The sequence below is a fragment of the Microvirga tunisiensis genome (assembly GCF_009296175.1).
Classification (GTDB): Bacteria; Pseudomonadota; Alphaproteobacteria; order Rhizobiales; family Beijerinckiaceae; genus Microvirga; species Microvirga tunisiensis.
This window is the reverse complement of record NZ_VOSK01000167.1, coordinates 1-14,131: the sequence shown is the minus strand read 5'-3', so window position 1 is coordinate 14,131 and position 14,131 is coordinate 1. Positions and strand designations below refer to the sequence as shown.

Below are 14,131 nucleotides of genomic sequence, written 5' to 3'. Positions count from 1 at the left end.
CTTCTTCCTGAAAATCAAGCACTTCAGACGCATCGCCACGCGCTACGAACAGACCCCACGGGCGTTTATGTCAATCCTTTGCCTCGTCAGCGCGTTCATCTGGACCAAATGAATGTCAACGCGCTCTAGTTGTCAACGAGATTCAAACCTGTTGATAAGAGTGAGGATAAGTCGGACGCCACATGCTTCACCCGCATAAAGGCCGTATTGGTCCTTCGCCTTTGACCGCGAAGGACCATGCCTGAATCAGGCGGCGGACGACACCGCCGGCGCTTCGGGTTCGGAGCCCTGCGCGAAGGGGAATCCCTCATCGGCCCAGCCGGTCATGCCGCCGAGCATCAGTTTGACCGGGCGGCCGAGGTGCGACAGCTTCAGGGCCGCGCGGTCGGCGCCATTGCAATGCGGACCGGCGCAATAGACCACGAAGAGCGTGTTCTCGGGCCAGACGGCCATGCGCTCCGCCGTCATCTCCCGATGCGGAAGACTGAGTGCGCCCGGCACGTGGCTGCGCGCGTAAGACTTGGGTCCGCGTGCATCGATGAGCACGAAATCGACGGTTCCGCCCGAGAGGGATTCGTGCACGTCGGCGCAATCCGTCTCGAATGACAGGCGGCTTGCGAAATGCTCCGCAGCCTTGGACGGAGCAGCCGCGGGAATGGCGGCGACGGAACTCGTTGGCATGACAACCTCCTTGTGAAAAAGCCGTCGCCAGAATTCCGCAGAGGCGTCATGGTGAAAAGTGGCGCTTCCGCCAACAGACGTAAACATCATGCCAAACCGCTTCGTCGTCGCTCTCGCCTATGACCGTTTGAGTACTTTCGAATTCGGCATCGCCGTCGAGATCTTCGGCCTGCCCCGGCCTGAGATGGGACCGGACTGGTACCGCTTCGCGGTCTGCGCCATCGAGCCCGGACCCCTACGGGCCATCGGGGGCTTCCAGATCATGGCGGATGGCGGGCTTGAATTGCTGGACCAGGCCGACACCATCGTCATCCCAGGCTGGCGCGGAGCGTCCAAGGAGCCCGTGCCTCCGGCGCTGATCGCCGCCTTGCAACGGGCCCATGCGCGAGGCGCGCGCCTCATGTCCATCTGCTCCGGCGTCTTCGCGCTTGCCGCAACGGGACTTCTGTCCGGCAAGCGGGCGACCACGCACTGGCATCACGTGGAGCAACTCTCCCAGGCCTATCCCGATATCAAGGTGGAGCCGGATGTTCTCTATGTGGACGAAGGCAGAGTGCTGACCTCGGCCGGCAGCGCCGCCGGCATCGATCTCTGCCTCCATGTGGTGCGCGCCGATTTCGGACCCGAGATCGCCAACCGCCTCGCCCGCCGCCTCGTGGTGCCGCCCCATCGCGAAGGCGGACAGGCGCAGTTCATCGAGCGGCCCGTGCCGCCGGCGCGCGAGGGCCGTCGGTTCGCGCCCCTCTTCGACAATATGCGGGCACGCCTTGGCGAGGAGCAGCCGGTCGCCGACCTGGCCGCCGAGGCCGGAATGAGCGTGCGCACCTTTCTACGCCGCTTCAAGGCCGCGACCGGCCTGCCGCCGGGGGAATGGCTGCTCACGGAGCGCCTGGTCCGCGCACGGGAATTGCTGGAGACCACGGGCCATTCCATCGAGAGCATTGCCAATGCGACCGGTTTCGGCTCCGCAGCCACCCTTCGCCACCATTTCCGGGCGCGGCTCGGCACGAGCCCTGCGGCCTACCGCAACCGGTTCGCTTCGGAAGCAACGCGGGCCGCGGACATGTCAGGCCCGAAAAAGCAAAAAGCCGCCCCTTGGGGCGGCTGATTTCAGCTCGGAAGGCTGACCTTAGCTGCTGCTGCGCGAGGAACGGCGCTTACGGCGCTGCTGACCGAGGCCCATTTCCTTGGCGAGTTCCGAGCGAGCCTTCGCGTAGTTGGGAGCCACCATCGGGTAATCGACAGGCAGAGCCCACTTCTCGCGGTACTGCTCGGGCGTCATGTTGTACTGCGTGCGCAGATGGCGCTTCAGCGACTTGAACTTCTTGCCATCCTCGAGGCAGACGATGTAGTCCGGCGTGACGGACTTCTTCACCGGAATCGCCGGCTTCGGCGCCTCGACGGGCACTTCCACGGTGCCGCCCCCGACACGCAGAAGAGCCGAATGGACGTCGCTGATCAACGTCGGCAGATCGCCCGAAGGAACAGAATTATTGCTCACGTAGGCCGAAACGATATCTGCAGCCAGCTCAATGTAGTTCGAAGCAGCGATGTTGTCGCTCATTTTGATTTTCTTCCTTTCCGGCTCTTTAGAATCGCTCAAAAAAGCATTTCAACCTAAATTTGAGCATTCTCGTCTGAAGCAATGCTTGCCTCTTGCTTGAGCCGCACCGTACTTGCACAGAAGTCGTGCTCGCTCGTCCAAGTATGTCAAATCGAGCCGCATTGCAAGATGTGCAAAAGGAAAACTTTGGAAAACTTCATATCAACTTTCACTATGCAATAAACCTACGTTGAACCGTTAATGCCTTCCGCCATAGGTTAAGGCTTTGAACACATTAATTTCATCCTTTCGACCCGAAGAAGTAACTAGAAAGGCACTTATTTTGCACGATTGAGGTCCCCAAAGCCCAAGCGGACCCATCATGGGCAATCTCCGTTATCTGTGCATAATCCCGCCTCTTGATGATTTGCCTGGATAATTTCATGAATATTGAACGGCTTCCCCTCCATCCCTTGCCTGCGGCTCCGTCGATCCCGGCGAAACCGCATGTCTTCGAAGTGCATGGCACTCGGATCCAGGACGATTATGCGTGGTTGAAGGCAGAGAATTGGAAGGACGTTCTCAAGGATCCTTCGGTTCTGGATTCTTCCATCCGCACCGTCCTGGAGCAGGAGAACGCCTACGCGGCGGCAGCCTTTTCCGGAACGGAGGAGTTTCAGGCCCGCCTCGTGGCCGAAATGCGCGGACGCATCAAGGAGGACGATTCCACCGTTCCGGAGCCGGATGGGCCCTTCGCCTATTTCACCCGCTACCGTGAGGGCGGGCAGCATCCCCTCGTCTGCAGACAGCCTCGCGACGGTGGGCCTGAGACGATCATGCTGGACGGCGACAAGGAAGCCGAAGGACGGCCCTTCTTCGATCTCGGCGGAGCGGATCACTCGCCTCACCATCGCCTGATGGCCTGGGGTGCAGATATCAAAGGTTCGGAATACTTCACGATTCGCGTGCGAGATCTTGAAAGCGGCGCGGATCTGCCGGACGAGGTCGCGCAAACATCGGGCGGCGCCGTATGGCTCAACGATTCTTCCGGCTTCTACTACGTCGAACTCGACGAAAACCACCGTCCCGTGCGCGTCAAACGCCATCTTCTCGGTTCAAGCGCCGAGCAGGATCAGGTGATCTACGAGGAGAAGGACCCCGGCTTTTTCGTGAAGCTCGGCATCACGCAGTCGAACGCCTTCGTCCTCATCGAGGCGAGCGACCACGAAACCTCCGAAATCTGGCTGCTCGACCGGACGGACGCATCGGCATCGCCACGGCTCGTCGAGCCGCGCACGCCGAAGCTGAAATACGACGTGGAGCATCACGGTGACAGCCTGATCATCCTCACCAATGCGGATGGCTCCGAGGACTTCAAGATCGTCATGGCGCCCGTCGCGACGCCGGGACGGGCCCATTGGAAGGATCTCTTGCCCTATCGACCCGGCACGATGATCCTCTCCGTGGTTGCGCTTGCCCGCTATCTCGTGCGCCTCGAGCGGGAGAATGCAAATCCCCGCATCGTGCTGCGGGAATTCGCAACAGGCCGCGAAGAGAGCATCGCCTTCGAGGAGGAAGCGTATTCGCTCGGCTTCTCGGCCGGCTACGAATTCGACACGGACGTCATCCGCTACCATTACTCGTCGATGACGACGCCGAGCGAGGTGATCGATTATCATTTGCGCACCGGGGAGCGCACGCTTCGCAAGCGGCAGGAAGTGCCGAGCGGCCACAACCCGGCGGATTACGTGACCCGCCGATTGTTTGCGACGGCTCCCGATGGCGAACAGGTTCCCATCTCGCTCGTGCACCGGCGCGAGGTCGCGCTCGATGGCTCCGCGCCATGCCTGCTTTATGGATATGGTTCCTACGGCATGTCCATGCCCGCGAGCTTTCGTACCGGAATCCTGTCCCTCGTCGATCGTGGCTTCGTCTATGCCATCGCCCATATCCGGGGCGGCACGGAAAAAGGCTGGCGCTGGTACATGGACGGCAAGCGTGAGAAGAAGACGAACACGTTCAAGGACTTCATCGCCTGCGGCGAGGCTCTCATCCAGGCGGGCTACACCTCCCGCGGACGCATCGTCGCCCATGGCGGCAGTGCGGGCGGCATGCTCATGGGAGCGGTCGCCAACCTGGCACCGGACCTCTTTGCGGGAATCATCGCCGAGGTGCCGTTCGTCGACGTGCTCAACACCATGCTCGACAGCGAACTGCCCCTCACCCCGCCGGAATGGCCGGAATGGGGCAATCCGGCCGCGGACGATGCGGCTTTCCAGTCGATCCTGTCCTATTCGCCCTATGACAACGTGAAGCCTCATGCCTATCCGGCAATCCTGGCGCTCGCCGGTCTCACAGACCCTCGCGTCACCTATTGGGAGCCCGCGAAATGGGTCGCAAGGCTAAGGGCCACCATGACGGGCGGGGGTCCGGTCGTGCTCAAACTCAACATGGAGGCCGGACACGCCGGTGCCGCCGGTCGTTTCGATCGGCTTGAGGAGGTCGCCCTTGCCTATACCTTTGCCATTCGATGCATTGAAGGGTTCCAGAACTGACTCGATGCGCTATGTGAAAACATAACACCTTGAGAGAAGCCGCTGCACCAAGCCGCAGAGCGTACAAGACTATGAGAGTACAGACCAATGATCAAGCGCGGCAGTCTAACGGCTGAGGACGATATCGCCTCTCAGGAAGGCGATAAGCAACGTATCGCAGAGCTGGAATCTCGCTTGGCTCTGGCGGAGGGAGCGCTGCGCTCCAGCAACTTCAAGTTGAGAATGGCCCTCGACATTGCCCGGCTTGGCGCATGGGAGCGGGATCTGGAGACTGGCGAGATCACGGGCACAGCCGTCTTCAAGGCCTATCTCGGGCTCCCGTCGGACGCAAAGCTCACCCATGCCGAACTGCAGGCCATGTTCCATCCGGCCGACCTCGAGCGCATCAACCAGGCGATCGCCTATGCGCTCCGCACCAAGACGGATTTCAATATCGAGCATCGCATCCTGAGGGCTGACGGAAGCATCGGCCATGTTCACGTGCGTGGGGCATCATCTATGAGGGTAACAAGCCTACAAGTTTCGTCGGCGTGCTGCAGGATATCAAGGAGCGGCAGAAAATCAGGGAGGAAATGGGCCAAGCCCAACGCCGCCAAGAGTTCCTCCTCAAGCTCAACGACCAGCTCAGCAATATCGACGACCAATACGAAATCATGGAGATCGCCGCACGCAATGTGAGCGAACTTCTGAAGGTCGACACCGCAGGCTATGGCGAAGTCTATCAGGATCGCGGCGTCATCATCGTTGAACGCGAGTGGTCCTGGGGGCTCATTACCAATGAAGGCAAGGTTGAAAAGATCGACCAGCAGGCCAGCCCGATCATCGAGTTGTTAAAGCGCGGACAACCCGCCATCATCAACGATGTGAGAACGGACCCGCGCCTCGACGACCCTGCTCTTCAAGCCTTCTACAGCACCATCAACGCGCGGTCGGGTTTCGCCGTTCCTATTCACAAGAACGGGCGTTTCATCGCCGAATTCTACGTCTATTCATCGGTGCCGCGTGACTGGACGAGCGACGAGATCGCACTTGTCGAAGATGTGGCGGAACGCACTTGGCTGGCGATAGAGAAAGTCCGGGCCGAGACGAAACTTCGCGAAACCGAAGCGCGGTTCAAGCTCATCGCGGAGTCGCTCCCAGCTCTCGTGTGGATCGTTAAGCCGAACCTGGAATTGACCTACACGAACGAACGATGGGTCACCTACTCGGGCCTGCCTCCGGAAGGCGCGCTGGGACATAGCTGGACAGCTGCCATTCACCCGGACGACTGGGCGAGAATGACCGAGGAGCTGAAACCCGTCATGGCCAATGAAATCCCTTATACGACCGAGGTCCGCTACCGCTCGGCGGAAGGGGAGTATCGCTGGCATATCATCCGGGCAGCCCCGGTGCACAATGCCGCCACGGGAGAGTTCAACGGATGGGTCGGCACGAGCGTCGACATCCATAATTTGAAGCTGACGGAAGCAGCCTTGCGGATCAGCGAGGAACGTTTGTCGCTCGCGCAGCGCGCTGCCGGAATCGGCGTGTTCGACTGGGACGTTCCTGCCGGTAAGGTAACATGGACGGCCGAGCAGGAACGCCTGTTCGGCCTTGAGAAGGGCACGTTCGGAGAAGATTTCTCCAGTTGGGAGGCAAGAGTGCTCCCGAAGGATCTTGAGCCCGCCAACAGAACTATAGCAGAGGCGTTGGCCCGTCATGACCCCGAGATCAACTTGGCCTATCGGATCCGGCGCCCCGACGGAAACATCCGCACGATCGATACGACTGCGCTGTTCTTTTATGACGACAAAGGCGCTCCGCTGCGCATGGTGGGAGTCAATATCGACATCACACGCTACAAAGATGCGGAGCATCGCCAGAATCTTCTTATTCGCGAACTCCACCATCGGGTGAAGAACACTTTGGCAACCGTCCAGGCCATCGTCGGCTCCACTGCCCGCACCGCCTCCAGCATCGACGAGTTCTACCAGGGCTTCGTGGGTCGCATCGTCTCGCTCGCGCGCACCCACAACCTCCTCACCGAGGATTTATGGCAGAAGGCGGCGCTGGAGGAACTCGTCAAGACCGAGCTCGGGCCTTACGAGGACGAGGCACGAAACCGCATCACCATCGAGGGCCCGCACCTCGAGCTGCCCTCGGAAGCGGCGGTGCCGATCGGCATGGCGATCCATGAGCTGACCACGAATGCGGCCAAGCATGGGGCCCTATCCACCTTCGGCGGGCAGGTCGAGGTTCGCTGGCGGGTGGAGCCGGGAGAGGAGCGCCCGATGCTGCATTTCTCCTGGGTGGAGCATGGTGGGCCGCGGGTCAGCACACCCACCCGCCAAGGCTTCGGCACACGTCTGCTCCAGCGGGTACTGGCTACACAGCTGCAGGCGGACGTCTCCATGAACTTTATCGAGGAGGGCCTGCACTTCTCGATGCAGATGCCGATCCCGACCGAGCCTCCCACCTTCAATCCGGACACGTAGGGTTCCATGCTGCTCGACGCGACACGCTCTCATCTTCTTGTCGTCGATCTCCAGGCCCGGCTCATGCCTGCCATCCATGAAGGCGAGAATGTCCTCCGGAATGTGAAAATCCTGCTGGAAGCTGCCAAGCGGCTGGAAATTCCCGTCTCGGTGACGGAACAGTACCCCAAGGGCCTCGGCCCGACCGTACCGTCGGTGCAGGAGGCGCTGCCGCCTGAAACGGTCACGTTGGCCAAAACCACCTTCTCCGCCGCCCGCGACCCCGCGATTGCGGAGCGGATCGCAGCCCTGCGCGGCAGCGGCCTGAATCAGCTCGTGATCTGTGGAACCGAAGCCCATATCTGCGTGCTGCAAAGCGCTCTGGAATTCCGGAATACGGGCCTGGACGTCTTCGTCGTTGCCGATGCTGTGTCGAGCCGCTCGAACCACAGCGTTGCCGCCGCCTGCGCGCGGCTTCTTCATGCCGGTTGCCATTGGGTGACGACGGAGATGGTCGCCTTCGAGTGGATGGGAGAAGCGGCCACGGACGATTTCCGCGCGCTGGCTCCCCTCTTCAGATAGAGGACGACGGGCTCCCCTCGCCTCCTGCGGCGATGAACTCCTTCAGCTCGTCCAGGGACTTGAAACGGAACACGCCGCTCGGGGTCTGCGCCTCGATGGAGCCATCCGAGAACATCACGTACTTATTGTCGCCGGAATTGTAGGTGCCGACGACCATGGCAGGACGCGATGCATCGGAAGCGGTCTCGCCTTCGAGTTCCGCTTCCCTTTCGGCGTCCGTCGTGACGGCAGGCTCGCGATCGGGCTCCGGCTCAAGATCCGACACGATCTCGATAACCGGCTCCGGACGCTCGTCACGTTCGTCGAGATCGCGCGGCTCGGGCCCACGCTCATCCAGGTCGCGATGATAGATGTCGGCACCGTCACTGACGCGCGGCTCTTCGTCCTCATCGCGCGCCCGTTCCGCCAAAAGGAAGTCGGGCACCTTCATGTCCAGTTCGTCTTCTTCATGGGACGATGCAGAGGACGGGCCTGTCCTGGGTGGGAACGACGGAAGAGTGTCGGGAACTTTGGGTTCCTCTGGCCATTTGGCAGCCTCTATCTCCTCCTTGATCGGCTCGTGCTTGCCCTCATCCTCGAAGAGCGGAAGGGTGGCCTGCGCGTCATCGGGACGCTCGCCGTCGTCAGTCTCGGCGGCCGTCTTTCCGGCCACGAGGCCCCCGGAGAGCGCCGCAAGCGAAAGTCTCTTCGATGATTTCGGCGTCCCGAGAAGGGCTTCTTTGTCGAAGCCGCCCTGGAGCTGCAACAGGCGCTTCTCGATCTTCGCCAGCTTGGAGACGGCGGCGGCGATGCCGAGCAGAATCGCGCCACTCGCGGCCGTGATGCTGCCGGCGATCACCATCGTCCAGCCGCGCTCGACCAGAACGATATCCCATCCAAAGAAAGCGGCGAGCAGCCCACCAACGATCATCGCAAAAGCGAGGGCCAGAAGAGCGATGATCATGCCGTCTCCATCATACGCAAACCCAGAGCATCGGACCCAAAAGTGGACCCCACTTTTGGGATCCAATCCGATGCTCCCCCTATAAGGGCGCATCGTTGGGGCGGAAAACCGGATCCACTTTTCCGCACGATGCGCTAAGATAATCAAGGCAAAGCTATGCCTCTATAGGCAAAAGACAACCGGCTGGGAAGCTTGAGCAGAAAAAAGTCCGCAGCTCGGCCGTTGCTCTTGGGCAGGTGGCGCTTTAACTAACGCTTCAGGTCGCTCAATCCAAAGGAGACCCCGATGTCGTTCACTCTGCCCGAACTGCCTTATGCTTATGATGCTCTGCAGCCCTACATATCGAAGGAAACCCTGGAGTTTCACCACGACAAGCATCATGCGGCTTACGTCAACACCGGCAACAACCTGCTGAAAGGCACGGAATTCGAGGGCAAGAGCGTCGAGGAGGTCGTGGAAGGCTCCTACGGCAAGAACCAGGCCCTCTTCAACAATGCCGGGCAGCATTACAATCACATCCATTTCTGGCTGTGGATGAAGCCCAATGGCGGCGGCGCCCTTCCCGGCAAGCTCGAGAAGAAGATCGTCGAGGACCTCGGCTCGGTCGACAAGATGAAGGAGGACTTCATCCAGGCCGGCGTCGGCCAGTTCGGCTCCGGCTGGGCCTGGCTTGCTGTGAAGGACGGCAAGATCACCATCATGAAGACCCCGAACGGTGAGAACCCGCTCGTTCACGGCGCCCAGCCGATCCTCGGCTGCGACGTGTGGGAGCACTCCTACTACATCGACTACCGCAACCGCCGGCCCGACTACCTCAAGGCCTTCCTCGACAATCTCGTGAACTGGGAGCATGTCGAGGAGATGTACGAGAACGCGACCAAGTAAGCGAAACAGCCATACGTCGGACGGGCCTCTTCGGAGGCCCGTTTCATGTCACTCCCATGGAGATCGGACCGTGATCGACTTCCTGTACCGCTCCCTCCTGATCGGGATTGGCGCAACGGCAATCTTCGACCTGTGGGGACTGTTTCTGAAGCATGTCTTCGGATTGCCCGGCGCGAACTGGGGTCCGGTCGGCCGTTGGTTTTATCATCTTGCCCGCGGAACGGTGTATCACGAGGACATCGCGAAAGCCCGGCCCTTCGCCTCTGAGCGGGCGGTGGGCTGGATCGGCCACTACGCGGTCGGCGTCCTGTTTGCCGCCGTCCTTCTCGCTCTCGTGCCCGTCCACTGGCGTCAGGAGCCGACCCTGATGCCCGCCTTGCTCGTCGGCCTTGTAACGGTCGGCGCGGGCTGGTTCCTGCTTCAACCCGGCATGGGAGCAGGCATCGCTGCTTCGAGACGGCCCAATGCGAACCAGATCAGGGCTCTGAACATCGCCGGACACGTGGTTTTCGGACTGGGCCTCTACGCGAGTGCCCTTCTCATCCGCTGAGGCATCAGGAAGCCTCAGGTCGCGGGACGAGTCTCAATCCCCGCTCCTCCAGCAAGTCGCGAAAAGCGTCGGACTTCAGATAGTTCAGCTCCTCCACCCGGCTTTCCAGCGCCGGGTCGAGGGCCCGCAACTCGTCATCCACATAGCCCGGATGGCACATGACCAGGGGGTGGGCTCCGAGTTTCGAGAAGGCTTCTTCGAAGACGCGGGCCACTGGCACCGAGAGGTCGAGTGGGGCAAAGCCCGAAAAGCCCTTGTTCGTCCGGAAGCCCGCCGCATGGGCGCTTCGAGCAAAGCCGCGGGCTAGGGATTTGACGATCAGTGCCTTGCTGCGCCCGATGGGTCGGCGCAGGATCGCCATGGCTTTGTCCGAGGGATCGCGCAGCCACACGCGCCCGGCATAGCCCCTCGCCTTCAGAGCCTGGATCAGAGCCGGCCTGATCGCCGGCAGGACATGGACATGCTGGTGGCCGTCGACGAAGGCGGGTGCGTCGCCGAAGGCCTCCTCGAAGGCTTCGATCTGGCGGCTGATTTCCTCAGCGATTTCGCTATCGGGCAATTGCCGTTTCAAGGCCTTCGGCAGCAGGTCCTTCAAGGCCGGAAAGGCCCCTAAGGGCGCAAGCCTCGGCATCGGTCCCAAAGGTGTGCCCGCGGTGAAATTGAGGTGCAACCCGACCGCAATCCGATCACGGAGAGGCATCAGGCTCCGCGCCATCCGGCGCAAACCGGGCATGTTGGTCATCGCTCCGGTCGCGGACAAACGGCCCATCTCCGCCAGTTCCACGATGCCCCGGCTGACCCCATCGGCAAGGCCGAAATCATCGGCGCAGAGTATTACGGAACGGAAGGAACTCATGATTGTCCTTAAAATCGGCTTTGCCGCACCCTAATGCCCTTGAGCAAAGGCGCAAACTCGGCTCTTGATGCAGCCCGATAATCAAGGGTCTTTCCAGTGGCGTCGCCTCAGCTCAGCGTCATCATCCCCGTGCACAACGAGAGCGCGAACATCGCACCGCTGTGCGAGCGCCTGCTCCCCATCCTCAGCCGGATCACTTCTGTCTGGGAGGTGATCTTCATCGATGACGGCAGCCGGGACGATACCCTGGACAAGATCAAGGAGATCAGACGCGCCGAGCCTCGCATCGGCGCCGTCTCCTTCAGCCGCAATTTCGGCAAGGAAATCGCCATCGCGGCCGGGCTCGATCATGCACAGGGCGAAGCCGTGGTGATCATGGATGCGGACCTGCAGCATCCGCCGGAGATGATCGAGACCTTCGTGGAGCGTTGGCGGGACGGCTATCTCATGGTCTACGGGCAGCGCACAGACCGCTCCGACGAAACCCGCGTCAAGCGCGGCTTCGCCCATCTGTTCTATCAGCTTTTCTCCCGCTTCGGCGAAATCGGCCTGCCCGAAGGCGCAGGCGATTTCCGCCTCATCGACCGCAAGGGCGTCGAGGTGCTGCGGACCCTCGGCGAAAAGGCCCGCTTCTCGAAGGGCCTCTATGCCTGGATCGGCTTCAAGGCGACCGGTGTGCCCTTCGTGGTGGAAGAGCGCCAGTTCGGCAACTCGAAATGGAGCTTCAGGACGCTCTTCCGCTTCGCCTTCGACGGCATTGCCGCCTTCTCGACGGTGCCGCTGCGGATCTGGACCTATATCGGCTTCCTGATCTCGATCCTGTCGATCGCCACCGCCGTGTTCTTCGTGATCCGCACGCTCCTGTTCGGCACAGACCTCCCCGGCTTCCCGAGCCTGATCGTCTCGATCATGTTCTTTTCCGGCATCCAGCTCATGTCACTCGGCGTGGTCGGCGAATATGTCGGCCGCATCTTCGCGGAGGTGAAGCGACGGCCGCTTTATGTGGTGGCGGAGCGGATCGGCGGCGCGGCGGAAGTCTCGAGTGACCTCGTTCCCGAAAACTACCGCATGCGCCGGGCCTGACAGCGATGTTCCGAAAAATCCTCTCCGTCGGCGGCTGGACGCTTGTCTCGCGCCTCACCGGATTCATCCGCGACGTGGTGATTGCGGCCGTCATGGGCGTCGGCCCCATCGCCGATGCCTTCGTGGTCGCTTCCCGCATCCCGAACCATTTCCGGGCCATCTTCAGCGAGGGCGCCTTCAACAGCGCGTTCCTGCCCACCTATGCGAGAGTCCTGGAAACGCAGGGGGCCTCGCCGGCCCGGTCGTTTGCCAGCCGCATCAGCACCCTCATGCTGATCGTGCAGGTCGTGCTCCTCGTGCTGGCGCTCTTCGCGATGCCGGTGGTGGTGACCCTGCTCGCTCCCGGCTTCTCGGAGGACCCGGCGAAATTCGATCTGGCGGTGACGCTCACCCGCATCACCTTCCCCTATCTCCTCTTCGTTACCCTGGTGACGATCCTCTCCGCCATCCTCAACGCGCATGAGCGGTTTGCCGCCGCCGCCGCGGCCCCCGTCCTGCTCAACGTCTCCATCGTGGCGGCTCTCGCTGTCGCTTTCCTGTTCCCCAATGCCGGTTATGCGGCGGCTTGGGGTGTCACGGTCGCGGGCGTGCTCGAACTGCTGCTGGTCTGGGTCTCGGCCAAGCGGCTGAACATTGCGCCCGAGATCGAGGCGCCGCGCCTCGACCCGGCCATGAAGCACTTCTTCAGGATCCTCGGCCCGGCCGTGATCGGCTCGGCAGGCGTGCAGCTCGCCATGTTCGCCGACACGATCATCGCTTCCTTCCTGCCCACAGGTGCGGTGGCCTCGCTCTATTATGCCGACCGCATCTATCAGCTGCCTCTCGGGGTGATCGGCATCGCGGCCGGCACCGTGCTCCTGCCGGAGATGAGCCGCCGGATCGCCGCGGGCGATGTTGCGGCAGCCCATGGCGCCCAGAACCGGGCGGTGGGGCTGACATTGGCTCTCGCGGCACCCTTCGTCGTGGCCTTCCTGACTATGCCGGATCTCATCATGTCGGCCCTGTTCCAGCGCGGCGCCTTCGATGCGGCTGCCGCCCAGCGCTCCGGCGCGGTGCTCGCGGCCTATGCCGTCGGCCTGCCCGCCGCCGTCCTCATCCGATCGGCCGTGGCGAGCTTCTATTCCCGCTCCGATACGGTGACGCCGCTCATCGCCTCGCTCACGGCGGTTGCCGTCAACGTGGCGCTGAAGATCGTTCTGACCGGCCCCTACGGGGTCGTCGGCCTGTCGCTCGCCACCGCCATCGGCATCTGGGTCAATCTCGGCCTCCTCGTGATCCTCGCCATGCGCCGGGACTGGATGGATCCGAGCCGTACCTTGGGCCGCACGTCGGCTGCGGTCGCCGCCGCAAGCCTGCTGCTTGCCGCCTTCGCGTGGTTTGCGCCCGTGCCTCTCGCAGAATGGACCGCCGCTCTCCCGGCCTGGCGCAACGAGATCCTGCTTGCCGTTCTTGGCGCCGCCGGTGCCCTGATCTATGGCAGCGTGCTGCTGGCAGGCCTCAAGGTGCTGGGAGTTCGGCTGTCGCGACGCTGATACCCCCAATGGTGAGAGATGTTCGGGAACTTCTCGACTGAGATTCCATCCAATCGGATGTGCCGGGAATTGCCTGGCCCAGAGAGAGGATGACATCATGATCTTCCGCTTCGCTGCTGCGATTGGAATCCTGACGCTTGCCTTGCCGGCCTTGGCCGCCGATCAGGTCGAGAAGGCTCCACCGACGGGGGCCTACAAGAAGGTGAGCGAACTCGTGAAGCTGCCCGACTTCCTGCCGGGCCTCGGTCAGCTCTATGTCGATCCCAAGACCCTGCCTGCCGGGCCGTTCCTAGCTGTCTGGATGCGAGACCTCCTTGGCATGAGCGATGACCTGGAGGGCGGGCGGCAACGCGTCTGCATCGGGTGGCTTGTAGCGGCGGTTGGCGAGCTTCGGCTCGGCAGCCAGGCGGCTTCGCACAACCTCATCCGGGGATCGCCCCTTGAGCACGCGTTGACGTCTTCTGTTAT

General features: G+C 61.9%; 14 protein-coding genes and 2 pseudogenes. 10 read left to right on the top strand and 6 right to left on the bottom strand.

Translation table 11 applies throughout. The annotated features are described in order from the left end of the window. Positions 1-246 precede the first annotated feature (246 nt). Positions 247-681, bottom strand: coding sequence for a rhodanese-like domain-containing protein (locus FS320_RS27210; protein ID WP_152715231.1), 435 nt, complete (start codon positions 679-681; stop codon positions 247-249). Between the two features lie 88 nt (positions 682-769). Between FS320_RS27210 and ftrA the strand changes: the two genes are divergently transcribed. Continuing rightward, positions 770-1,789 carry a transcriptional regulator FtrA gene (gene ftrA / locus FS320_RS27205; RefSeq protein WP_152715229.1) on the top strand — a complete coding sequence of 340 codons (1,020 nt, stop codon included), beginning with the start codon at positions 770-772 and terminating at the stop codon, positions 1,787-1,789. Between the two features lie 21 nt (positions 1,790-1,810). On the opposite strand, the gene FS320_RS27200 is transcribed toward ftrA, so the two are convergent. Then, positions 1,811-2,245 (bottom strand): Ros/MucR family transcriptional regulator, encoded by a 435-nt coding sequence (locus FS320_RS27200; protein WP_152715227.1) that lies wholly within the window; start codon positions 2,243-2,245, stop codon positions 1,811-1,813. A gap of 422 nt (positions 2,246-2,667) precedes the next feature. On the opposite strand from FS320_RS27200, the gene FS320_RS27195 reads away from it, so the two are divergent. After that, positions 2,668-4,779: a S9 family peptidase gene (locus tag FS320_RS27195; RefSeq protein WP_152715225.1), complete on the top strand. Its 2,112-nt coding sequence runs from the start codon at positions 2,668-2,670 to the stop codon at positions 4,777-4,779. Between the two features lie 105 nt (positions 4,780-4,884). On the opposite strand, the gene FS320_RS48370 is transcribed toward FS320_RS27195, so the two are convergent. Beyond that, the gene (locus tag FS320_RS48370) at positions 4,885-5,220 is read right to left on the bottom strand and encodes a hypothetical protein (protein ID WP_244627415.1); all 336 of its coding nucleotides are present in this window, start codon (positions 5,218-5,220) and stop codon (positions 4,885-4,887) included. On the opposite strand from FS320_RS48370, the gene FS320_RS50905 reads away from it, so the two are divergent. The 3 genes from FS320_RS50905 to FS320_RS27180 are packed head-to-tail and all read left to right on the top strand — an operon-like array spanning position 5,137 to position 7,814. After that, entirely contained in the window at positions 5,137-5,457 is a 321-nt protein-coding gene (locus tag FS320_RS50905) for a PAS domain-containing protein (protein ID WP_420846777.1), read from the top strand. The two genes, FS320_RS48370 and FS320_RS50905, sit on opposite strands and share 84 nt — an antisense overlap. After that, a complete protein-coding gene (locus FS320_RS27185; protein ID WP_152715220.1) occupies positions 5,352-7,253 on the top strand; it encodes a PAS domain-containing protein in 1,902 nt (633 codons plus the stop codon). The genes FS320_RS50905 and FS320_RS27185 overlap by 106 nt, the downstream gene beginning before the upstream one ends. Before the next feature lie 6 nt (positions 7,254-7,259). After that, positions 7,260-7,814 carry a hydrolase gene (locus FS320_RS27180; protein WP_152715218.1) on the top strand — a complete coding sequence of 185 codons (555 nt, stop codon included), beginning with the start codon at positions 7,260-7,262 and terminating at the stop codon, positions 7,812-7,814. On the opposite strand, the gene FS320_RS27175 is transcribed toward FS320_RS27180, so the two are convergent. Beyond that, positions 7,807-8,757 (bottom strand): hypothetical protein, encoded by a 951-nt coding sequence (locus FS320_RS27175; RefSeq protein WP_152715216.1) that lies wholly within the window; start codon positions 8,755-8,757, stop codon positions 7,807-7,809. The genes FS320_RS27180 and FS320_RS27175 overlap by 8 nt on opposite strands. Before the next feature lie 285 nt (positions 8,758-9,042). Between FS320_RS27175 and FS320_RS27170 the strand changes: the two genes are divergently transcribed. Beyond that, a complete protein-coding gene (locus FS320_RS27170) occupies positions 9,043-9,642 on the top strand; it encodes a superoxide dismutase (RefSeq protein ID WP_152715214.1) in 600 nt (199 codons plus the stop codon). Between the two features lie 70 nt (positions 9,643-9,712). Beyond that, positions 9,713-10,192, top strand: a complete 480-nt coding sequence (locus FS320_RS27165) for a DUF2938 family protein (RefSeq protein ID WP_162003270.1) — start codon at positions 9,713-9,715, stop codon at positions 10,190-10,192. 4 nt (positions 10,193-10,196) lie between these two features. On the opposite strand, the gene FS320_RS27160 is transcribed toward FS320_RS27165, so the two are convergent. Further along, on the bottom strand, positions 10,197-11,048 hold the full coding sequence (locus FS320_RS27160) for a ChbG/HpnK family deacetylase (RefSeq protein WP_152715210.1): 852 nt from the start codon (positions 11,046-11,048) through the stop codon (positions 10,197-10,199). A 96-nt stretch (positions 11,049-11,144) separates the two neighbouring features. Between FS320_RS27160 and FS320_RS27155 the strand changes: the two genes are divergently transcribed. From FS320_RS27155 to FS320_RS50900, 3 genes and pseudogenes are all read left to right on the top strand, one after another. Next, positions 11,145-12,131, top strand: coding sequence for a glycosyltransferase (locus FS320_RS27155; protein ID WP_162003269.1), 987 nt, complete (start codon positions 11,145-11,147; stop codon positions 12,129-12,131). Between the two features lie 5 nt (positions 12,132-12,136). Further along, entirely contained in the window at positions 12,137-13,663 is a 1,527-nt protein-coding gene (gene murJ / locus FS320_RS27150) for a murein biosynthesis integral membrane protein MurJ (protein WP_152715208.1), read from the top strand. Positions 13,664-13,760: 97 nt separating this feature from the next. Next, positions 13,761-13,958, top strand: a pseudogene (locus tag FS320_RS50900) (hypothetical protein); the annotation flags it as partial. Here the strand turns inward: FS320_RS50900 and FS320_RS50895 are convergent. After that, a pseudogene (locus FS320_RS50895) lies at positions 13,953-14,131 on the bottom strand (IS481 family transposase); the annotation flags it as partial. The pseudogenes FS320_RS50900 and FS320_RS50895 overlap by 6 nt on opposite strands.